Annotated in this window: 21 protein-coding genes; 20 read left to right on the top strand and 1 reads right to left on the bottom strand. The window is 69.2% G+C overall.

Annotated elements, in window-relative coordinates; translation table 11 throughout:
* Window positions 1-25 precede the first annotated feature (25 nt).
* From AB0959_RS40120 to AB0959_RS40095, 6 genes are all read left to right on the top strand, one after another.
* Window positions 26-1,681 carry a DUF2637 domain-containing protein gene (locus tag AB0959_RS40120; protein ID WP_366831738.1) on the top strand — a complete coding sequence of 552 codons (1,656 nt, stop codon included), beginning with the start codon at window positions 26-28 and terminating at the stop codon, window positions 1,679-1,681.
* Between the two features lie 173 nt (window positions 1,682-1,854).
* Window positions 1,855-2,262, top strand: a complete 408-nt coding sequence (locus AB0959_RS40115) for a hypothetical protein (protein WP_366831737.1) — start codon at window positions 1,855-1,857, stop codon at window positions 2,260-2,262.
* A gap of 1 nt (window position 2,263) precedes the next feature.
* Window positions 2,264-2,860, top strand: coding sequence for a hypothetical protein (locus AB0959_RS40110; protein WP_366831736.1), 597 nt, complete (start codon window positions 2,264-2,266; stop codon window positions 2,858-2,860).
* A 122-nt stretch (window positions 2,861-2,982) separates the two neighbouring features.
* Window positions 2,983-5,133: a hypothetical protein gene (locus tag AB0959_RS40105; RefSeq protein ID WP_366831735.1), complete on the top strand. Its 2,151-nt coding sequence runs from the start codon at window positions 2,983-2,985 to the stop codon at window positions 5,131-5,133.
* Window positions 5,126-5,509: a hypothetical protein gene (locus AB0959_RS40100; RefSeq protein ID WP_366831734.1), complete on the top strand. Its 384-nt coding sequence runs from the start codon at window positions 5,126-5,128 to the stop codon at window positions 5,507-5,509. The genes AB0959_RS40105 and AB0959_RS40100 overlap by 8 nt, the downstream gene beginning before the upstream one ends.
* 100 nt (window positions 5,510-5,609) lie before the next feature.
* On the top strand, window positions 5,610-7,895 hold the full coding sequence (locus AB0959_RS40095; protein ID WP_366831733.1) for a hypothetical protein: 2,286 nt from the start codon (window positions 5,610-5,612) through the stop codon (window positions 7,893-7,895).
* A 237-nt stretch (window positions 7,896-8,132) separates the two neighbouring features.
* On the opposite strand, the gene AB0959_RS40090 is transcribed toward AB0959_RS40095, so the two are convergent.
* Window positions 8,133-8,360 carry a hypothetical protein gene (locus AB0959_RS40090; protein ID WP_366831732.1) on the bottom strand — a complete coding sequence of 76 codons (228 nt, stop codon included), beginning with the start codon at window positions 8,358-8,360 and terminating at the stop codon, window positions 8,133-8,135.
* A 113-nt stretch (window positions 8,361-8,473) separates the two neighbouring features.
* On the opposite strand from AB0959_RS40090, the gene AB0959_RS40085 reads away from it, so the two are divergent.
* From AB0959_RS40085 to AB0959_RS40020, 14 genes are all read left to right on the top strand, one after another.
* On the top strand, window positions 8,474-8,998 hold the full coding sequence (locus AB0959_RS40085; protein ID WP_366831731.1) for a hypothetical protein: 525 nt from the start codon (window positions 8,474-8,476) through the stop codon (window positions 8,996-8,998).
* Entirely contained in the window at window positions 8,970-10,577 is a 1,608-nt protein-coding gene (locus AB0959_RS40080) for a terminase family protein (RefSeq protein WP_366831730.1), read from the top strand. The genes AB0959_RS40085 and AB0959_RS40080 overlap by 29 nt, the downstream gene beginning before the upstream one ends.
* A 649-nt stretch (window positions 10,578-11,226) precedes the next feature.
* Window positions 11,227-13,125 (top strand): hypothetical protein, encoded by a 1,899-nt coding sequence (locus tag AB0959_RS40075; RefSeq protein WP_366831729.1) that lies wholly within the window; start codon window positions 11,227-11,229, stop codon window positions 13,123-13,125.
* Between the two features lie 68 nt (window positions 13,126-13,193).
* The gene (locus AB0959_RS40070) at window positions 13,194-14,033 is read left to right on the top strand and encodes a hypothetical protein (protein WP_366831728.1); all 840 of its coding nucleotides are present in this window, start codon (window positions 13,194-13,196) and stop codon (window positions 14,031-14,033) included.
* A gap of 103 nt (window positions 14,034-14,136) precedes the next feature.
* Entirely contained in the window at window positions 14,137-14,871 is a 735-nt protein-coding gene (locus AB0959_RS40065) for a hypothetical protein (protein WP_366831727.1), read from the top strand.
* 15 nt (window positions 14,872-14,886) lie between these two features.
* Window positions 14,887-15,951 (top strand): major capsid protein, encoded by a 1,065-nt coding sequence (locus tag AB0959_RS40060; protein WP_366831726.1) that lies wholly within the window; start codon window positions 14,887-14,889, stop codon window positions 15,949-15,951.
* A gap of 3 nt (window positions 15,952-15,954) precedes the next feature.
* Window positions 15,955-16,311 (top strand): hypothetical protein, encoded by a 357-nt coding sequence (locus tag AB0959_RS40055; RefSeq protein ID WP_366831725.1) that lies wholly within the window; start codon window positions 15,955-15,957, stop codon window positions 16,309-16,311.
* A gap of 86 nt (window positions 16,312-16,397) precedes the next feature.
* Entirely contained in the window at window positions 16,398-16,733 is a 336-nt protein-coding gene (locus tag AB0959_RS40050; RefSeq protein WP_366831724.1) for a hypothetical protein, read from the top strand.
* Window positions 16,730-17,584: a hypothetical protein gene (locus AB0959_RS40045; RefSeq protein WP_366831723.1), complete on the top strand. Its 855-nt coding sequence runs from the start codon at window positions 16,730-16,732 to the stop codon at window positions 17,582-17,584. Before AB0959_RS40050 ends, AB0959_RS40045 begins: the two co-directional genes overlap by 4 nt.
* On the top strand, window positions 17,581-17,994 hold the full coding sequence (locus AB0959_RS40040) for a hypothetical protein (RefSeq protein WP_366831722.1): 414 nt from the start codon (window positions 17,581-17,583) through the stop codon (window positions 17,992-17,994). The genes AB0959_RS40045 and AB0959_RS40040 overlap by 4 nt, the downstream gene beginning before the upstream one ends.
* Window positions 17,994-18,440, top strand: coding sequence for a DUF6093 family protein (locus AB0959_RS40035; protein ID WP_366831721.1), 447 nt, complete (start codon window positions 17,994-17,996; stop codon window positions 18,438-18,440). The genes AB0959_RS40040 and AB0959_RS40035 overlap by 1 nt, the downstream gene beginning before the upstream one ends.
* Window positions 18,437-18,826: an HK97 gp10 family phage protein gene (locus tag AB0959_RS40030; RefSeq protein ID WP_366831720.1), complete on the top strand. Its 390-nt coding sequence runs from the start codon at window positions 18,437-18,439 to the stop codon at window positions 18,824-18,826. The genes AB0959_RS40035 and AB0959_RS40030 overlap by 4 nt, the downstream gene beginning before the upstream one ends.
* On the top strand, window positions 18,823-19,272 hold the full coding sequence (locus tag AB0959_RS40025) for a hypothetical protein (protein ID WP_366831719.1): 450 nt from the start codon (window positions 18,823-18,825) through the stop codon (window positions 19,270-19,272). Before AB0959_RS40030 ends, AB0959_RS40025 begins: the two co-directional genes overlap by 4 nt.
* Window positions 19,273-19,423: 151 nt before the next feature.
* A complete protein-coding gene (locus AB0959_RS40020) occupies window positions 19,424-20,218 on the top strand; it encodes a hypothetical protein (RefSeq protein WP_366831718.1) in 795 nt (264 codons plus the stop codon).
* The last annotated feature ends 76 nt before the right edge of the window (window positions 20,219-20,294 follow it).

The raw sequence follows: 20,294 nt of genomic DNA, 5'->3' as shown, positions 1-20,294 counted from the left end.
CTGACCACGAAAGGACCCGATCCCCGTGACCACCACCCCGGCCAACGGCAACGAGCCGCACCGCCCCCACGCGGACGGCCCCCTCGCGCCCACCGCGCCGGGGACCACCCCCACCGAACAGCAGCCCCTCACCAAGGCACAGAAAATCCTCACCGGGATCGTCGTCGGAGCCGTCCTCGTCATCGCCACCCTCGGCTTCATCGGCTCCTACGCCGCCGTCACCGACCTCGCCAAGGCCAAGCACTTCGGGAAGTTCGCCCACGCGTTCCCCATCGCCGTCGACGCCGGCATCATCGCGTTCCTCGCCCTCGACCTCCTCCTCACCTGGCGCCGCATCCCCTACCCCCTCCTCCGCTACACCGCCTGGGGCCTGACCGCCGCCACCATCGCCTTCAACGCCGTCGTCTCCTGGCCCGACCCGGTCGGCACCGGCATGCACGGCGTCATCCCGATCCTGTTCGTCATCGCCGTCGAAGCCGCCCGGCACGCCATCGGCCGCATCGCCGAGATCGTCGCGGACAAGCACATCGAGGGCCCCAACCCCTCCCGCTGGCTCCTCAACCCCGTCGGCACGTTCGTGCTGTGGCGCCGTCAGCGGCTCTGGGGGATCCGCAAGTGGGACACCGTCCTCAACCTGGAGCGGGAGCGCCGGATCTACATCGGCAAGCTCCGCAAGGAGCACGGCCGGTGGGCCTGGCGCCGCAAGGCCACCGCGGACCAGGTGCTGGTGCTCTCCCTCGCCAAGGACGGCATGAGCGTCACCGACGCCATCGCCCTGCCCGCCCGCGAAGAGGAGAAGCGCCGCCAAGAAGAGGACCGGATCGCCCGCGAGAAGCAGGACGCCGCCGACAAGCGGCACCGCGAGCAGGAGGAGTACGACGAGCAGAAGCGGCGCGAGGCCGACGAGTACAAGCGCGAGCAGCAGCGCCTCGAGGACGAACGGCGCCGCGAGCAGGAGGACGAGCGCCTGGACCGTGAGCGGAAGGCCCGCGAGCAGCAGCAGGCCCAGGAGGAAGCCGACCGTCAGCGCGAGCTCGCCCAGGCCGAACACCGCGCCCAGCTCGAGGAGATCGCCCGCCAGCAGCGCGCGGCCGCCGACGAAGACGAGCGCCGCCAGCGGCAGGAGCAGCTGGAGCACGCCCGGCGGGTCGCCGCCGAGCAGGAGCGCGCCGCCGAAGCCGCCCGCCGCGTTCGTCAGAACGAGGAGGCAGCCGCCCGGGCCGCCGCGGAGAAGGAAGCTGCCAGCCGCCGCGCCGCCGAGATCGTCCAGCGCGCTGCCAGTGCCACCCCGGCACCTGCCAGTCGACCTGCCAGTGCCAGCCGCACGGTTGCCAGCCAGCCTGCCAACGCTGCTACCACCCCAGCTGCCAACGCCCCGGCCGGATCTGCCAGCGCTACCAGCACTGCCAGTGCCAACGAGGCTGCCACCAGCCCGCAGGCTGCCAATGCCAACGCCAGCCAGAGCACTGCCACCAGCACTGCCAACGGTGCCAGCGGCGTCGACATCAGCGAGGTCGTCGACGTCTACCAGCTGCTGAAGGAGAAGGACGGTAAGGCCCCCAGCGACGCCACGCTCGGCCAGGCCCTCGGCGTCTCCCGCTCCCGCGCCCAGCAGCTGCGCACCCTGGCCGTCGAGGCCGGCCACGCCGAGCTGGCAAAGCCGATGCGGCTCGCCTCGTGACTGGCACTGGCAGCTGGCAGGCCGCTGGCACCCCCGACCCCTACCCCCGACTGGCATTGGCAGAGGAAGACGGAATGGCCCTGACCGACTGGCACAAGCAGGAGCCCCGGCTGGCAGACCCGGCCGGGGTGCCAGCCCGTGTCCGTCCGCTGGCAGTTCCCCCCGTTCTGCCAGTGCCTGCCAGCCCGCAGGCGCCGAGCTGGCACCACCGGCTGCTACCTAAGTCCGTACGGGAGGCGATGGCAGGTCTGGGCTGGTGGCAGAACCCGGTCCCGCAGAAGCCGTCCCAGCACCTGGAGCAGACCCTCGCCGTCATCCGCCGGTACGGATGGTGCCAGTCCCTCGACTTCAGCCCCACCGGCCGTGTCTGCATCCGCGGCGCCCAAGGCGTCCTCGAGAAGACCGGCCACGTCACCCCCACGAGCCGCGAACGAGCCGTGGCGTACATGCAGCAGATCCTCACCGAAGACGGCGTCCACATGCAGTTCTTCGCCTTCAACGACCTCCCCGACCAGGACCTCCCCACCATCGAAAACCTGCTGGTCAAAGCCGCCTACCGCGCCCGAGCGAACGGAGAATGAAATGAACGACCACAACCACGACAACGAACACCTGGAATTCCTCGAAGGGCAATTCGCCAACCCCTACGGAACCCCGGTGCAGCCGGTAAAGCCCGGCCTCACCAAGCGCGGAAAGGTCGCCACTGCGATCGGCGTCACCGTCATCGCGTGCGGCACCCTAATCGGCTACCAGTCGTATTCCTCCAGCGCCGCCGAGAACGAGGCCAAGGCGCGGGAATTCGCCTACAAGCAGAAGGTCCTGGATCTCGAAACGATGCGGGAGATGAACCGTGCCGCCGAGGCCCAGAAGGAGCAGCAGACCAGCGACGACAAGGCGTTCCAGACGTCCGTCGGCAAGTGCATCAAGGGCAAGGAGGGGCTGGTCGGGAAGGGCTTCGGCAGCCCCTCCTACAAGGACGTCGTGGACCTGTGCCGGACCCAGTACGCGTCCCTGAACTCCGGCACCGGCACGGACATGGAGGCCGCCGGCTCGTCCACCAGCACCAGCGGCACCGGTGGCGGCGGGGGCATCAACGAAGGCGTCCTGATCGGTGGCGGCGCCCTCGCCCTGGTCCTCGCCGTCGCGGCCAGGAGGAACACGAGGAGTAGCCAAGCGTAAGTACCTCCCACGTACCTCCCAGCCGCAAAGAACACACACCGACGCCCCCCATACGCCCGCCCGTGAGGATCTTCTTCGGGCGGGCGGTACCTGGGAGGTACTGACAGAGAGTGAGGAATCTGATGTCGGCCGACACCGCCCCCGCGGCTGTCCCGGACCCCAACCAGCCGCCCACGGCCGCCCCGAACAGCGCCCACACCGGCGCCCAGGACGGCCCCCAGGCGGGCCTGTTCGCGTCCATGGCGGCCCCGGTCCAGCCCGCCCGATCGGCCGCGTTCACCCTCAACCCCACCACCGCCCAGACCGGCACCGGGGCTGAGGACGCGGCCGTCAACGGTGCCTCCAGCGACGCCTTCCAAGGCGACCACACCCCCGACAACACCAGCGGGAAGAACACCGTCGGCACCCGGCAGCAGCAGAGCGTCGTACGGACCTGGCTTTTGGCCGCCGCGAAGCGCTGGGAAAAGGGTGCGGACGCCCGCAACAAGGCGCTGGATTTGAAGAAAGCGCGAGCGCAGGCCGTTCAGGTCAAGGAATCCCGGCAGGTCACGGTGAACCGGTCCGGCGGATTCCTGGGAAATTCCCCCTCAGGTAAGGGATCTGGGGGTTCCGGTGGGGGCGGAAAGTCCCTGAACAGCAAGTCCGGATCGGGTGGCGGGTCGAAGGGGCCGAAGAGTTCCAGCGGTTCCCGCAACAACTCCGCCGACGGCTCCGGCCGCGGTACGGGTTCCGGTGGGGGAGCGGGCCGCGGTCCTTCTTCCTCCGGTGGCGGCCGCGGCGGGCACGGCCCCGGCTCGAACCGGTCCAGCGGCGGAAAGGACCACAGCAGCAGCCCGTCGAAGTCGTCCAAGGACCACGGCGGTGGTTCCGGTAAGAACTCCAAGGCCGACAGCGGCAAGAGCAGCTCGGGCGGTTCCAAGGACTCCAGCAGCGGCTCGGGGGCCTCCTCGGGCAGCGGCAAGCCCGGGGGCGGAAAGTCCAGCGGCGGGTCGTCCGGCACGTCCGGTTCGTCCGGCGCGAAGGGCTCGGCCGATGGTACGGGCAAGAACAACACCGGCCCCTCCTCCAACTCCGGCGCCAGCACGGGCAAGGAGCCGGGCAGCAAGAGCAGCGGCAGCAGCGACCAGGCCAGCCCGAAGGGCACGAGCTCAACGGGATCCGGGAACAGCGCCACCGGCAGCAAGGGCAGCCCCACCAGCACGGGCGCTGGCTGCCTCGTCACCCCGGAAGAAGCCAAGCAACTCCGCAAGAACAAGAACGCCAAGGACAGCAAGGCCGACAAGCCCAAGGACACGGACGACACCAGCCAGCCCAAGAAGACCGACCCGGCCGCCAGGCAGCCGGGCTCCGACGGCGTGCCCGTCTCGACACAGGAATCCCGGGAGGCCGGCTACCGGGACGGCGTCCGCGCCGGAACCGCCGTCGCCCACGTCCAGGCCTACAAGGACGGCGTCAAGGACGGCTACCGCGACCGCAAGGAGATCGCCGACCAGGAGAAAGCCCGCCTGGACAAGGCCCACGCCGACCACAAGCAGCAACAGCCCACCCCCAGCCCGGTCATCCCACCCAAGCCGAACCACCCCCCGAAGCCCACCAACCCGCCCACCATCCCGGACCCGCGCACCGAGGACTCCAAGAACCAGCCCAGCAACACCGAACAAACCCCCTCCCGCGACAAGCCGGCCGCAGCCCGGACAGGCACCGAGCCGAAGCAGGACCGCACCCCCACCCCGAAGGGCCAGCCCATGCCCCAGGCCAGCAGCGCCGACCACCAGCCGACAGCGCCCGGGAAGCGCACGACCTCCAACGCCACGCCGATCCAGGTCAAGAACGTCGGCGCCAGCTACGTCGAACTCGGCGCAGGAGCCGACCGTGAACGCATCAGCCAGGGCGAAGTCCGCACCCTCAAGGCGTTCGAACGCCGCTTCGCCGCCAAGGCCGACACCATGGTCCGCGCCATCGAAGCCGCACGCGCGATGAAGGCCCAGGCCGAGGACCAGATCAAGCGCGTCATCTGGTGGGTGGAGCAGGCCAAGACCGTCGAAGGCGGCGATGACCTCGTCAGCGCGCTGACCAAGCTCGAAGAAGCCGCGCAGGTACAGGTCGGCACCGCCGAGGAGATCATGCGCCGCGCCGCCCGCTCCGCCGACGCCTGCCAGGCACTCCTCGCCAACGTCGAAACCCGCTACGGCTCCATCTACAAGGCCGTCGTCGACTCCAAGAACACCGCCCCCGCTGTCGTGTCCTACTACCGGGAGATGGCCAATGCCTGAGATCACCTACCGGCAGCTCCAGAAAGCTGTCGTCGACCTCGCCAAGGACACCGCCCGGAACGCCGAAGCGATCCAGGCCGCCGGACAGCAGATCGACGAAGAGGCCCGCGACACCGCACGCGTCGCCGAGCAGATCGGCGCCATGAACGTCGACACCCCGACCATCGCGGAGACGAGGGAAGTCTCCAAGATCATGGAAGGGCTGTCCCAGGCCGTCATCCAGCACTGCGCCGCCGCCCGCAACACCTCAGCGGCCGCGGAAGCCGCCTACGACGCCAACCGGACCAGTCACGACGGCATCAACGAGGCATTCGCCCGCTCCCCGGTCGGAGCCGCCATCTACAACATCAACCGTGACTGGCTGCGCCAGGAATAGCCCCCGCGCCCAGGGGCCGGGACCAGCCCACCGTCACACGGTCCCGGCCCCGCCCGCACCCCTCCCACCCACACGCCCGACCCGCCTGAGGAGACACCCCATGACCAGCCCCACCACCACGACGACCGGCCGGCCCGCCTCCACCGAACGCACCGTCGCCCTCGCCACGACCGCCGCGCCCATCGTCACCGGGCTCGTCGCGCCCCTCCTCGACGGCAGCGCCGTCGCGCTCGCGGGCATCGGCTACGGCGCCGCAGGCACCTTCCTCGCCCTGAACTACATGGGCCGCATCCCCAAAGCCGTCCTCAACCAGCTGCCCGCCGACGACATCCTCCGAGCCCACAAGACCCCCCTGTTCGGCAGCACCCTGACCACCGGCATGGCCCTCCTCATGGGCACCGTCCAAGGCCCCAAAGGCGCCGACGCCCTCATGGCCGGCCTCCTCGACATCGCCAACCAGCCGATCCCCGGCATCGTCTCCCTTGGCTGGTGGGCGGCCGTCGGCCTCGTCCCCTACAAACTCCGCAAGGTCCTCGCCCGCCAGCGCAAGCCCAAGACCCCAACCTCCAACGCGGTCCAGCAAGCCGCCCGGGTCCCAGAGACCGCAGCCGAACAGATCGCCTACCGCTGGTACGAAGTCATCTCCAACCCGGACACCGGAACCCACAAGGGACAGCACCTCGAAGTACGCACCCTGTCCAACCTCCGCTGGCAGGGCACCATCACCGCCCCCATCGGCCAGTCCGTCACCGTCACCAAGGACACCGTCTCCTCCGCCTACCGGAAGAAGCCCGCCTGGATCGACTTCACCCCCGGCGCCCACGCCGGGGAAGTCCACATCACCGTCAACCAGGCCGCCCCACCCGACCTCGACCCCGCCACCCTGTCCGGAGCGTGGAAGAAGTACGCCGCCCGCACCGGCGGCGTCATGGCCGGCAGCCGCCTCGAAGACGTCCAGACCGACCCCAATACCGGAGGCGAAGTCGCCTACGTCGTCGCCGGAGAAGACCTCGACAAACTGCCCCTGCCCGACCGGGCCAGCCTCGCCGGCGCCCTGCGCACCAACACCCTGCTGTGCTCCTACAACCCCGTCCCAGGCAACCCCCGCCTCGGAGAGATCCGCCTGATGAAGCACAACCCGCTCCAGGACGGCGTGCCCTTCCCCGGCACACACGCCCTCAAAATCAGCGATGGAGGCTACGTTGAGATCGGTCGGCACGTCTCCGGCTTCCCCGCCCGCGTTCAGTTCACCGACCCCATCCTGGGCGCCAAGCACCTCTTCATCGCAGGCGTCACCGGCTCCGGCAAAGGCGGACTCGTCCAGATCATCGCCCTCGCCGACCACGTCAACGGCCACGCCATCATCTACGGCGACCCCAAAGGCTCATCCAACCCCGACGTCGAAACCATGGCCTGCTTCTCCGGCCTGGTCGACGACGTCATCGGCTCCCTCCGCGTCGCCTACGCCCTCATGAACTGGCGCATGGAGGAATCCGCCCGCCTGAAGATGAAGAACTTCGAGGCCACCCCCGAACGCCCGTGGGTCCGAGTCATCCTCGACGAGGCACACGTCCCCCTGTCAGAGATGGTCGAGCACAAGAAGGAAGCGGGGATCATTGTCGAGGCCCTGGCGGCCAAGGCCCGATCACAGGGCATCATCCTCACGATCGTCAACCAGGCCGTGAACGCCGAGAAGGTCGGCGGCTCCACCGCGCTGCGCATGAACGTCATCCAGGGCGGATCGCTCGTCATGCTCCGCTCCGACTCCGGGCAACAGCACCTCGTCACCACCGGATTCGAAGGCGTCGATCCCGGCGAAATCCCCGCCTCCTGGGACGTCGACCGGCCCCTCGTCTACGACGAGAAGGTGGCACTCAAGGACCCCAAGTCGACGTTCGGTCTCGGCTACACCCTTGGACCCGGCGGCGCCGCGGAGATGATGCGCACCTTCATCCTCGAGTCCGCCGCCGAATACATCGACCCCGCCCGCATCGCGCACCCGGCCGACTGGCCCGACTGGGACAACCGGCACGACATTGCCGCCACCTCGATCCTCGGAGACGACGACGGTGAAGGCGAAGGCGGAAGCGCCGGGATGCTGTTCGGCAGCCTGGACCTCGGCCCGAAGAAGCCCGCCACCGCCGAAGACAAGATCCTCAAGGTCCTCAACGACTTCGCCGACCCCGCGGGCATCGACGTCAACTACGTCCACAAGGACACCATCGGCAGCGTCGCCGGCCTCGAAGAAGCGACCCTGAAGAACACCCTCGGCAAGCTCGTGAAGGCCGGAAGGATCCACCGGCAGGCCAAGGATGACTCAGGCAAAGACGTCCGCGGCTACTACGCCCCCGGCCCCGAACCCACCCCCAGCGAAGACAGCGAGTAGGCCGCCGGGGGAAGCCACCTCAGACAAACCGTGATTCGTACGGCAGCATCAGAACTGCACGGCCCGGTGACAGGTGGTTTGAACAATCTGATCTCCTTGTTCCAGGTCCCCGCCAGAACAAGGAGCATCCGGGCCGTGCACGCAAACCGCTCGGACCGATCTCCCCCGGATGGACCGAGCACCGCGGCCTCACTCCGGCTACATCCCCCCCCGGCCGGAGTGGGGCCGCACCCCTGTTCAGCCGTAGTACTGATCCGTGTACGTCGGGCCGGTCGGCTCGTCCTCGCAACCCTCATCCCGGTCCGGCGTCCCGTGCTGGATCACGAGCGAGTAGCCCTGGGGTAACCCGCACCCCTTGCCCGCCCACTGATTCGCCAACAACGTCCACCCGATCAGGACAACCAGAACGGCCACGATCTTCTGCGTACGGGTAGGACGCCAACCCCGCTTCTCCGACTCACTCATGCCGCGCATCGTCCCCGCCAAGCCTGGCCGGGGGAACCCAAACCGCAACATCGACGATCATCTGTCACAAGGCGGGGGACGGATAATCACACACGAGCGGAGCCCCCACCGCCATGCGCCCATCAGCAGCCCTACAAGCAGAACTCGAAGAACGCCGCGCCGCCCTCATCAGACTGCGCCGCATCAAAGTCCCCTACGACGACCCGCGCATCCTCAACCTCGGCTACGGATCCCCCTCCTCCGCCCGCAAGGACTTCTACCGCGCGGTGAAGGAACGCAAGGACGCCACCCAGGCCGAAGTCGACGCCTACCGCGAGGAACAGAACGAGGTCATCGAAGCCCTCCTCGAGACGTTCCTGCCCCTGGCCGTGAACGAGAGGGACCTCAAAGCCGCAGACGTTGTCCTCAAAGCCCTCGACCAGCAGGCCGGCCTCAACGGCTGGAAGGCCGCCGTCAAGGCAGAACTGTCCGGCCCGGGCGGCACCCCCATGCAGCTCCAGCACACCACCCTGGCCAAGATGTACGACCTGATCCGCACCGCCGGAGACGCCGACGACGAAGACGACGACCTCGACGACGAGACGGACGGCGCGTACGACGAGGACTCCGATGACGACAGCGACCCTGCCCAGCCCTGACGGCCTCGACGACGCAGAACAGGACGTCGTACGCCGCGCCGAGGAATTCCTGCGCGCCTACCGGCGCCTGCCCCGCGCCGAACGCCGCAGCATCGCCCGACGGGCCACCCCCGAACAGCGCGCCGCCCTGGTCACCATCGAACGCGACATGGCGCTCAAGCGGTCCCCGGGCTCCATGTCGGCGATCCTCACCGACGGCAAGGAGAAGCAGGCCCGCCACCTCGACCTCATCGACCGCGTGTTCCGGGACATCGCCCGCGGCCACTCCCGCAAGGTCCTCATCACCATGCCCCCGCGGCACGGCAAGAGCCGCCGTGCGGCACGGTGGGCGCCGCTCTGGTACCTGTCGAGGCATCCCGACCACCGCGTGATGATCGCCTCCTACAGTGCGGACCTGGCCGACGACCACGGCCGGTGGATCCGCGACGCCATCAACGCCTACGGCCCCCAGATCGGCCTCTACCTCCACGCCGGATCAAAGGCCGCCAACCGCTTCGACCTCGCCGACGCAGACGGCAACCGGCTCGAAGGCGGACTCGTCACCGCCGGCGTCGGCGGAGGCTTGACCGGAAAGGGCGCCCACCTGGCGATCGTCGATGACCCGATCAAGGACGCCGCAGACGCCGAAAGCCCCACGATGCGGCGACGGCTGTGGGACTGGTGGACGTCCGTCCTCAACACCCGCATCGAGCCCGGCGGATCGATCATCGTCATCCAGACCCGCTGGCACGAACAGGACCTCGCCGGGAAGATCCTCGAAGGCGAAGACGCCGACGACTGGATCCGCCTGGACCTGCCCGCCATCTGCGACAGCGACGAAGACCCCCTCGGCCGCGACATCGGGCAGCCGCTGTGGCCCGTCCGCTACGGCCGCAAAGCCCTCGAGAAGATCCGCAAAGCCGTCGGGGAACGCGTCTGGTGGTCCCTGTTCCAGCAGAAGCCCCGCCCGCTCGAGGGCGGCGTCTGGAAGTGGCCGTGGATCACCGACAACCGCATCACCCCCATGGCGTTCCGCGGCATCGACCTCACCCGCACCCTGGTTGCCGTCGACCAGGCCGGCGGAGAAGGCGACACCCACGACGAGACCGGCATCTGCGGCGCCGGCCGCACCGCCGACGGACAGATGTACGTCCTCGCCGACCGGTCCGCGAACATGGGCGCCGACACCTGGGGCCACGAAGCCTGCCGCCTCGCCATCGAACTCAAGGCAGACGCGTTCGTCGTCGAGGACAACTTCGGCGGCGACCAGTCCGCGCAGATCATCCGGCAGGCGTGGCGGGACCTCGAGCGCTCCGGCGAAACCCAGGGACTGCTCATGCCGAAGATCATCCCGGTGCACGCGAAGCAGGGGAAGAAGCTCCGCGCCGAGCCGATCGCCCAGCTCGCCGCTCAGGCCCTCATCCACCACGTGGGGGAGTTCCCGCGGCTGGAAGGGCAGCTCGTCACGTGGATCCCTGGCATGGACTCCCCGGACCGCATGGACGCCTACGTCCATGCTCTGACCGAGCTCGCCGACCCGATGCAGGAGGGTCTGGGCACGCAGCACTACCAGGACAACCGGCTCCGGGGCCGCCGCTGAGCAGCACGATTTGGGGACGAATCAAATCTGATTTCCATCCCTGAAACGCAACCTGGGTGGCGATTTGAAATGTGGGATCCATGAAATCTCGGAGGAAACCAGCGACAACGCATCCGCAGATTCCCTAGAGTGGGGGCACCCGCTGACCCCATCAGTCAGCGTGAAACGAGTCCGGCGGCCGACCTGGATGGCCGACCGCCGGGTGTGACGGTAGCCGTCAGACCAGGACCGTATGGATCCACATGGTCAGATCCAGGTGCAACTGGATCAGCGCGACCATCAGGTTCCAGAGCGCCAGGTCTGGCGGCTCCTCGTTTCCGAGCATCTACGTTCCCCTTCTTCACATGATCGGAAGACCTCCCTCCGATCTAGATCCGGAAGGCGGGCGGGGCTCAGCAGAACCGTGGAAGGAACTCTAGGATCACCCGAGGACCAACTACGCCCCCACTCCGTAAAGTTGGCCTGAACTGTGGTCCGCGCCACATTCCATAAGGGTGCGAATCGTCACGTAACGACCCGTAGGGGGGCGCGCACCCAGGGGCGCGCGCCTGACGATCACCTGACGCTGCGCAAGCCCAAGGGAACCCCTTCCGCTGCTCCCCGTACCCTGATCAAAGGCGCGGGGCCTGGAACAGCGGGAAGGACAGCTGTGGGCCTCATTGCTGGCGCCAAGAAGGTCGTCGTCGACGCCTACTCGTGGCTCAACTACAAGCCCGTTTTCAGCGACACCCTCGGCATGCCCAACCGGCGCGCCTTCCCCGAAGCGCACGCCAGCTGGGTTCCCGTAGCCGACGAGCGCCGGTTGGCCGCGTACACGATGCTCACTGCCTACGACAACAACCAGGTCGCCGAGCTCACCGCGGTCCGTGACGGAGACGACGCCCGCGAACGCCGCGAGTTCGGCGACCCGGCCATGTTCGTCGACACCATCACCTCCCACGTCCTAGGCGACGAGCAGACCATCACCGTCCCCGGAGCCGAACACGCCGACGCCGACGGCGCCGCCAGCCAGGGAGCAGCCACCGCCGAGCGCGTCCAGACGCTGCTGCGGGAGTGGGCGGACGAGGAACTCCTGCCGATGCGGCTGCTCCAGACCGAACGCAAAGCCGTCAGCCTGGGGGACGGCGTTTACCTGCTGCACTGGGACGGCGACAAGCAGCGCCCCCGCATCAAGACGTTCGATCCTGGGTTCTATTTCCCCGTCCTCGACGAGGACTCCGACGGCTCCGACTTCCCCGACCGCGTGCACTTCGCGTGGGAGCTCCCCGAGGACAAGAAGCGGGGCCTGCCCGCACGGCTCCGGCGGATTACGTACGAGCTGGACTGGATCCGCCCGCAGACCGCCAACGGTGTCGACCGCACCGGCCGTGAACTCCGTGCCCCCGTCATGTCCGAGGCGACCGATGAGCAGGCAGCCCAGCCCGTCCTCGCCCGCGGCGATCTCCTCGACGGGAACGGGGCGATCACCCGCCTTTACCCGTGGAGCGAACAGCCCTCCTACAAGACGTGCTACCTCACTGACGCCACGTGGGAGCTTGGGGACCTGAAGGGCAACATCGACGTCGACTCCCTGCCCCTGGACAAGGCGCGGTTCGCGACGAACGGGCAGGGCGAGGTCCTCGACCACCTCGACCTCTACCTGGACTTCCTGCCGGTGATCCACGTGCCCAACACGGTGCCCCCGGCCGGCGAACACTGGGGCCAGTCGTCCCTGGCCAAGGTGTTGCAGGTGTTCGATGAGCTGTCCGGGTCCGACACCGACTCCTCCCGCGCCTCCGCCACCACCGGATCCCCGATCCTCGCCATCAGCGGCAAAGCCATCAACGGGCAGCAGCAGTACACGGCCGGCCCCGGCCTCGTCCTCACCCTCGGCGAAGGCGGCGCCATCACCTCCGTCGAAACCAGCGGCAACCTCGCCGAACTCCGCAACCACGTCCACGACCTGAAAGACCGCGCCTCCTCCGTGTCCCGCATCCCGGGGGTCACGCTCGGTACGATGGACGCCTCCCAGTTCACCTCCGGCTACCAACTCGAACTAGCCCTCGGCCCCCTTGACTCCCTCATCTCCGCGATGCGCCTCGCCCGAGACCACGCCGACCGGCTCCTGCCCAAGTTCGTACAGCGCCTGTTCCAGGCCGGGCAGCACCCCGACTGGGCAGGCCTGCCCGTCCTCCCGGCGAAGCTCACCCGCGGCGCGTACACGCCGACGGACAAGGCCGCCGTCCTCGAGGAAGTCTCCAAAGCCCGTGGCGCCCAGCTCATCTCCCTGGAGACCGCTATTCGCAGGCTCCAGGAGATCGGCTGGCCCATCGAGGACGCCGAGGAGGAGATCAAGCGGATCGACGCCCGCGCGTTCGAGGACGCCCGCAACCTGGCCGACGCCCTCGGCAACCCGGACGAGGTGGCCGCGTTCCTCGGCCGTGAGGCGCCCGAGGAGCCCGACCCGCCGGCCGTGCAACTCCCCGCCGTGGCAGCCCTCACAGCCGGGCAGGACCCCGCAGTGGAGGACGGTCAGACGGGGGCTGAGGGGAGCGGGGGGAACGCGTGACGAGATCTGTGCTCCACTTGGATCTAGGCGCGGGGCCTGGAACAACAAGTCTGGGAGGACTGTCCCTTATGCGTCGCCCCGCGCATCACGGTCTCGCACCGACCACCACCGGCTGGACCCAGCCGTACACCGGCCCGGCAGCCCTCGCCGTGTTCTACAACTCCGGTGCCAGCACCGACCCCAACGCCCCGGCCGCGCCCGCCCAGGTGCCCACCCCCGGCGAAGTCGCCGCCCGCGCCGGACAGCAGCCTCCCGCCACTCCGCCCACGCCCGCCTCGGAAGCGTCGACCGTTCCGCCCGGCGAGAGCGAGGTCACCTTCACCCAGCGCCGCCTGAACAAGATGATGTCCGACGAGAAGGAAGAAGGGCGCCGCGCCGCCTACCGCTCCCTCGCCGAAGCCGCAGGCATCGACCCCGACACCTTCGACCCGACCAAGTTCGGCGACGTGTTCAAGCAGGCCGAGCAGGCCCGCCAGCAGGCCCTTTCCGAGGAGCAGCGTCGCGCCGAGGAACTCGAGAAGCGTGAGCAGGCCCTGAAGGCGCGTGAGGACGCCGCCGTACAGCGGGAGAAGGAAGCCACCGACCGCGACCGGCAGACCCGCATCCGCGCCGCCTTGGTCAAGCTCGGCGCCACCGGCGACGACCTCGACGACGCCGCCGCCCTCCTCCGTGTCGCCGACGACGCCAGCGACGACGACATCACCTCCGCAGCCGAAGCCCTGAAGGAGCGCCGCGCAGAGATGTTCGGCGGCACCCCGGCACCGCAGACCCTTCCCCCCGCCCCGTCCGGCGGCCCCGCAGGCGGCAACGCACCCCGCCAGCCGTCCGGCAGCAGCAAGGACGCCGTCAGGGACGCCGCCCGCAAGCGGGCCGAAGCCATGGGCCTGCGCCGCAGCGACGCCGCATAACCGCACCACCCCAAGAGCCAGGGACCACGCCCTAACCCCCGTGGACGGCACCACCACAGGTGCCCTCACCACACACCCGCGCATAGCGTGAAAGGGGCACGGCGTGGACATCCAGCCGTACACCAGCACCGAGACGCTCGCTGTCGGCCGCCCGTGGCTCATGAGCATGCTCGGCATCGAAGCCAACGAGACCGTCACCCTCGACCTCAGCCAGTTCGACGAGAACCTCCACTGGACGGCGCCCACCGCCTACCAGTCGGACCGGAAGATGAAGTCCGGCATCCCCCTCGGGAAGATCACCGCGTCAGGCCTGTACGCGCCGTACGCGGCGGTCACCAACGAGGTCCAGACCCTGACCGTCACCGGCTCCCCGACCGGCGGCACGTTCACCATCACCTGGTCCGGGCAGACCACCGCAGCGCTCGCCTACAACGCCACCGCCGCAGCCGTGCAGACCGCCCTGGAGAACCTCTCCAACATCGCCCCGGGCGACGTCACGGTCACCGGCAACGCGGGCGGCCCGTGGACGCTGACGTGGGGCGGCACCCAGCTCGGCGAGGACGTCGCCGCACCCACCACCACCTCCTCCCTCACCGGAGGAACCACCCCCGCCGTCGCGGTCGCCACGACCACCGCAGGCGGCGCCGCCACCGCGTCCGACGGCACGGAAACCTTCAAGGGCTTCCTGTTCACCGAGATCGCGTTCGCGCCGACCTCCACCAAGGCCGCCGCCCCGCTCATGGTCCACGGGCAGATCGACCCGTCCAAGCTGCCGGTCGCGTTCGACCCCACCGACCTCCCGGCCGGCTCCAACTCCCAGTTCGTCTACAAGGCCTGATCAGGAGACCCCGACATGCCGAACGACATGCTGGAGCTCCTGCTCCGCGATTTGTCCCCCACTGAGATCCAGGCCTTCGCCCGCGAGATCCAGACCCCCGACGACTACGAGCTGACCCAGTCGGTGATGCCCGAGCGGACCATCGACTCCGTCAAGTGGGAGCACCGCGGCACCCGCCGCCGGGTCGCCGCCGCCTCCTACCGGGCGTGGGACGCCCAGACGAAGGTCGCCACGCGTGAGATCACGCAGTTCGCGACCTCCGGCAAGCTGCTGCCCCTGGGGCAGAAGTACATCGTGGGCGAGTTCGAGACCATCCTCGAGAGCCTTGACCGCGGCATGGACTCCCGTGACCTGGTCAACGCCGTCTATGACGACGTCGCCGCGCACGTGCTGTCCATCAAGAAGCGCCTCGAACTCGCCGTCGGTGACCTGCTGGTCGACGGAAAGTTCTCCCTGGTCGGCGAGAACGGGCTGACCCTGGAGGCCGACTACGCGGTGCCGTCCGCGAACATGCCGACCGCGCCCACCGCGTGGACCGACCCCACCGCGGACATCCTCGGCGACGAGATGCGCTGGATCGAGGTCCTGCGCGCCTCCGGAGCCCCCATGCCCACCCGCGCGCTCACCTCGTACAAGACGGCGGCGCTGATGATGGGCAACGACTCCTATCGGGCCGCCTACTACGGGTCCGTCAACAGCGCGTCGACCATCCCCACCGCGGTCCTCGCCCCCAACGAAGTCAACGTCGTACGAGCCCGCTACAACCTCCCGCCGATCACCACCTACGACGTGAAGATCGAGCTGGACAACGGAACCGACGTCCGCGCGCTGCCGGAGAACAGGTTCTTCCTGCTCCCCCCGAACCCGCAGCAGTGGGCGGAAACCCAGTACGGGCTCACCGCCGACGGACTCATCCTCTCCCGCGCCGGAAACCCGGCCATCGAGCGGGAGGACGCCCCCGGCATCGTCGTCACCCGCGGCTACCAGGACGACCCGCCGCAGGTGTGGACGAAGGGCTCCGCCGCCGCCCTGCCGGTGATGTACGTGCCGGACATCCACATCTCTGCGTCGGTGTGGTGAGCCATGGCCGCCCAACTGAACAGCACGGTGTACGTACAGGACCCGGACACCCGTCAGACGATCGAACTGGCGGAAGGGACGTCCCCGGAGCCGCGTCTGGCGGCGCTGGTGACGAACCCGGCCGCCTGGGTCGACGGCAAGCTGCCCCGCCTGCCCAAGGCGAAGACGGAGCAGACGGGCCAGGAGGGCGAGGGCCCTACCGGCGACGGCCAGGACGACGCCTCTGGCGCCAACTCCGAGGCATCCGACGCCGATAACGAGACCGCCACGGCGGCCAAGAAGACCGCCGCCCGCAAGTCGGCGGCCACGACCCGGTCCCGGGGCCGGAACGCCGCTGACCTGGGCGACAGCGGCGAATAGTCGGGTGCGGGCCCGCCCCAGTGGTGGGGGCGCCAACCGGCGGGCCCGCACCCGCACCCCCTCTACCGCCCCCTTGGAGGACGCCCGTGAACACCGACGTACAGGCCTGGCTGCAATCCCAACTCGGCACCCCCCTCGACCTCACCGACCTCACCGCCCGCTACACGCGGCTCGGCACCGCCCGCAAAGTCGCCCTCGAAGTCCTCAACGAACGCCTGGCCAACCTGCGCGCCCAGGTCTCCACCGTGAATGTGTCCGGCGTCGTCAGCGTCTCCTACACGGAGAACATCAAGGCCTACGAACGGCAGATCGCCGCCCTGGAAGCCGGCGGGTCCCCGGCACCCGACGAAGTCCCCGCGGGCAGTGCTGACGGCAGTGTCCTCCTCGGTACGTTCCAGCTCGTCGAACGGCGACGCCGATGAGCACCCCCGCCGCGCCCGCCACGACCCGAGACGACCGGGCCGAACTCCTCGCCCTGGTCACCGCCGCCACCGCCGAGCTCGTACGCCAGTGGCGGCGCCTGACCGCCGCCCAGGACACCCTGCTCCGCGCCCTTCAACGCCTCCGCAGCGGCCGAGGCTCCACCACCCGCATCCGGGCCCTGGTCAACGAGTTCAACCAGCAGGTCGGCGAGTTCGACCGGCTCGCCCGCGCCGTCGCCGAACGGTGGGCCGGACAAGACCTGCCCGTCGCTTACCGCGACGGTGCCCTGCGGGCGCTCCGGCAGGCCGGCGCCGACATCGCCCTGTTCCGGTGGACCAGCGACCACCAGGCCGCCCTCACCGCGCTGACCGCCACCTTCTACGTCGACCTGGTTCAGCGGATCCAGGAAGCCGTGCGCCGCGCCCAGGCGTTCGCCCGCGCAGCCCAGCAGGCCACCCGCGACGTCACCCTCGGCCGCAACCATGCGGGCCTGGACGCGGCCCGCCTGGCCGCCGACCACCCGCTCGGAACCGTCATCTACCGCAACCAGGCCCGCCACCCCGTCCCGTCGTGGGCCCGCTCCGCCCTCACCTGGCAAGGCGTCATCACCGCCAACCATGCGGCCATCAACACCGCACGCCTGGAACTGGACGCGCAGTGGATGCAGATCCGGGACGGAAGCGAGTGCGGCTGGGTCAGCCATCAGGACACCGACCACGCCGACGGCACCATCCGGTCGATCGATGACTGCGCCGCCTACCCGGCAGCTCACCACGGGTGCGTGCGCGAGCTGATCCCACGCCCCGACCTGAACAACATCCGCGGGCTCGTCTCTGGAGACCCTGTATGACCCAGCCCAAGGCCACTTCGCAGCCGGATGCCAGCACCCCCGAGGAGCCGCAAGCGCACGGCGTGCACATCGACGCCACGCCCGGCGACGCCGTCATCCGACTCGACGGCCACATCCTGCCCCGCGGCCACATCACCGGATACGTCCTCCAGCACGACATCCACGCCGCGCTACCGTCCCTGATCCTCCACACCCGGCAGCCCGCCGGCGCCGTCTTCGAAGGCCTCGCCACCGTCGCCGTCGCACAGCCACAGGACCACGGCGATCTCATCGCCCAGTTCCTCGAAGCGATCGACCCGGCCGCGCTCCAGCGCGCCGCCCTGGACCGGAAGGATCTGGACGGCGGTAAACACGGCGTCACCCAGGCAATCCTCCGGCAGCTCGCCGACTGGTCGCAGGGGAGAAACTGATGGCCGGACTTGATGCCGCCCTCGCCGGTGTAAAGGCGTGGATCAACGCGAATCTCCTGCTGGACACCGTCCGTATCGAACTCCCCGCCACCGGGGAGCCGGACCTGGACGAGGCCACCGGCAACCTCACCCGCCCCCAGCGCGAGACTCTGTACGAGGGGCCGGGTGCCGTGCAGGGCGGCACCGCACAGTCGGAGATCTCCGCCATTCCCGGGGCGCTCCAGCCGTGGACGCAGGAGACCAAGTCCCGCTACCGCCTCCTCACCCCTCTGACCGCACCGATCGCACCGAAGGACGCCATCGTCACCGTCATCCAGGTCCACGACCCCGCGAACACCGCACTCATCGACCGCTCCTGGACCTGCCAGGACCCCGGCCGGGCAGGCACTGTGGAAGCGGTCCGGATCACCCTGCTGGACCAGAACCAGCAGCGAGGCACCCCATGACCCCCGAAGAGTTGGCGGACCGCCTCGAGCGCGCCGCCACGAAAATCGGCCCGGCTGTGCAGCGGGCCGTCAAGCATACCGGTGAGCTCGGGGCTGCCCGCATCCGCGGCTACGCCTCCGGTAGGCCGGGCCCGAACGTCATCAGCGGCGACTACCGCAGTTCGTGGCAGCCCACACCCACCCGGCGTCTGCCGTACGGCGCGTCGTGCACCATCGGCACCAACGAGCCGCAGGGAAGGCGCCTGGAGTTCGGGTTCGTCGGCCCTGACAGCCTGGGCCGGGTCTACGACCAGAAACCCTTTCCGCACGTGCAGCCTGCACTGCCGTTCATCGAGACGACCCTGCTGGCGTCGATGCGGATAGCGGTGTCGGAGGTGCTGCTGTGATCAGGAGCAGAGTGTTCACCGACGCGCTCCGTACCGCCCTGGAGACCGGAGCCGAGAAGCCGGTGGGGCGCGGCCGGCGACCGGACGGTAATCCCTCGAGCTACTACATCCTGTACCGCGTCGACCGCACCACCGACGGCGCCCCCTACAGCGACCTCAACGAGGACGCCACCCTGGTCTATCAGGTCACCTCCGTGTCCGCGCCCGACCCGGGCGACCCCGACTCCGTAGGAGCGCAGAGCCAGTTGGAGTGGCTGGAGGACAAGGCCCGCGAGGTCGTCCTGGGCCGCGATCCGGCTACCCGGCGCTGGCTCCACGACATCAACGCCACCGGCATCAAGGTCATGGCCCGGCGCCCCGACGCGGAAGCGGGGGGAACACCTGACCCGACCGATGGAATCATGAGCAGTGCGATCAGGTTCGCTTTCGATCTGACCAGCACCTGACCCCCTTTTCGGGGCGGGTGATGCAAGGACCGCACCGCGGCGGGACCCCACGCGGACGCCACCACCACAGGTGGCCGCCACCCATACACCACGTGTAAGGGGCCACGTCCCAGACGGGATTGCACGGCCCCGGGAACCTAGGGGCCCACCAATGCCGGTACGCAAGTACATGCGGCGCGGCACATCGAAGTTTTACTTCGTGCCGACGATCGCCGCCGACAGCATGAACCCGAACCGCACCGAACTCGTCCTCGGGACGGAGTTCTCCGAGTACATCGCCGCCATGGACGGCTGGACGGTCTCCAACAACGAGATCGACACCCCCGACATGGCCGACACCTACGACTCCACCATCCCCGGCTCCGACAAGGCCGACAGCTCCTCGTTCACGTTCTACGAGGACGAAGAGGACGCCGACCTCGAGGCCACGTTCGCCAAGGGCACCACCGGATACGTCGTCATCCTCCGCAAGGGCGACATCCCCGGCAACAACTCGATGGACGTGTTCCCGATCCGGGTGGCGTCGCAGTCGCCGCAGTACACCGCGGACAACGAGGCCGCGAAGTTCATGGTCACCTGCTCCATCACCTCCCGCCCGCTCCAGGGCGCCCCGGTCCCGGCCACCGGCGCCAGCGAGATGCAGACCGTCACTGTGACCGGCACTCCGACGGGCGGCACGTACACGCTGACGTTCTCCGGGCAGACCACCGCCGCCATCCCCTACAACGCGACCGCCTCCCAGGTTCAGTCCGCGCTGGTCGCGCTGTCGAACATCGGTGTCGGCGACGTGCTGTGCGCGGGCGGCCCGCACCCCGGCACCCCGGTCACGGTCACCTTCCAGGGCAACCTGGCTGGCGGCGACGTCCCGCAGATGACCGCGACCGGATCGTTCACCGGCGGCACCACCCCGACCGTCACCGTCACCACGACCACGCCGGGCGGCTGACCCGCCACCGTCCCCCCTCAGCTCCTGGCCGGGCACGTCACCGCTTTCTCGGGAAGGGGCGCTGATGCGCCCGGCC

Source organism: Streptomyces sp. NPDC046862 (assembly GCF_040704615.1).
In the GTDB taxonomy this organism is placed as follows: Bacteria; Actinomycetota; Actinomycetes; order Streptomycetales; family Streptomycetaceae; genus Streptomyces.
The sequence above is the reverse complement of the archived record's forward strand: the minus strand, read 5'-3'. Positions and strand labels throughout refer to the sequence as shown.

Bases quoted from the DNA above. Each gene is read 5' to 3' on its own strand.
- AB0959_RS40110 (WP_366831736.1), top strand. From the start codon at position 2,264: ATGAACGACCACAACCACGACAACGAACACCTGGAATTCCTCGAAGGG.
- AB0959_RS40105 (WP_366831735.1), top strand. From the start codon at position 2,983: ATGTCGGCCGACACCGCCCCCGCGGCTGTCCCGGACCCCAACCAGCCG.
- AB0959_RS40100 (WP_366831734.1), top strand. From the start codon at position 5,126: ATGCCTGAGATCACCTACCGGCAGCTCCAGAAAGCTGTCGTCGACCTC.
- AB0959_RS40095 (WP_366831733.1), top strand. From the start codon at position 5,610: ATGACCAGCCCCACCACCACGACGACCGGCCGGCCCGCCTCCACCGAA.
- AB0959_RS40090 (WP_366831732.1), bottom strand. From the start codon at position 8,360: ATGAGTGAGTCGGAGAAGCGGGGTTGGCGTCCTACCCGTACGCAGAAG.
- AB0959_RS40085 (WP_366831731.1), top strand. From the start codon at position 8,474: ATGCGCCCATCAGCAGCCCTACAAGCAGAACTCGAAGAACGCCGCGCC.
- AB0959_RS40080 (WP_366831730.1), top strand. From the start codon at position 8,970: ATGACGACAGCGACCCTGCCCAGCCCTGACGGCCTCGACGACGCAGAA.
- AB0959_RS40070 (WP_366831728.1), top strand. From the start codon at position 13,194: ATGCGTCGCCCCGCGCATCACGGTCTCGCACCGACCACCACCGGCTGG.
- AB0959_RS40060 (WP_366831726.1), top strand. From the start codon at position 14,887: ATGCCGAACGACATGCTGGAGCTCCTGCTCCGCGATTTGTCCCCCACT.
- AB0959_RS40055 (WP_366831725.1), top strand. From the start codon at position 15,955: ATGGCCGCCCAACTGAACAGCACGGTGTACGTACAGGACCCGGACACC.
- AB0959_RS40045 (WP_366831723.1), top strand. From the start codon at position 16,730: ATGAGCACCCCCGCCGCGCCCGCCACGACCCGAGACGACCGGGCCGAA.
- AB0959_RS40040 (WP_366831722.1), top strand. From the start codon at position 17,581: ATGACCCAGCCCAAGGCCACTTCGCAGCCGGATGCCAGCACCCCCGAG.
- AB0959_RS40035 (WP_366831721.1), top strand. From the start codon at position 17,994: ATGGCCGGACTTGATGCCGCCCTCGCCGGTGTAAAGGCGTGGATCAAC.
- AB0959_RS40030 (WP_366831720.1), top strand. From the start codon at position 18,437: ATGACCCCCGAAGAGTTGGCGGACCGCCTCGAGCGCGCCGCCACGAAA.
- AB0959_RS40020 (WP_366831718.1), top strand. From the start codon at position 19,424: ATGCCGGTACGCAAGTACATGCGGCGCGGCACATCGAAGTTTTACTTC.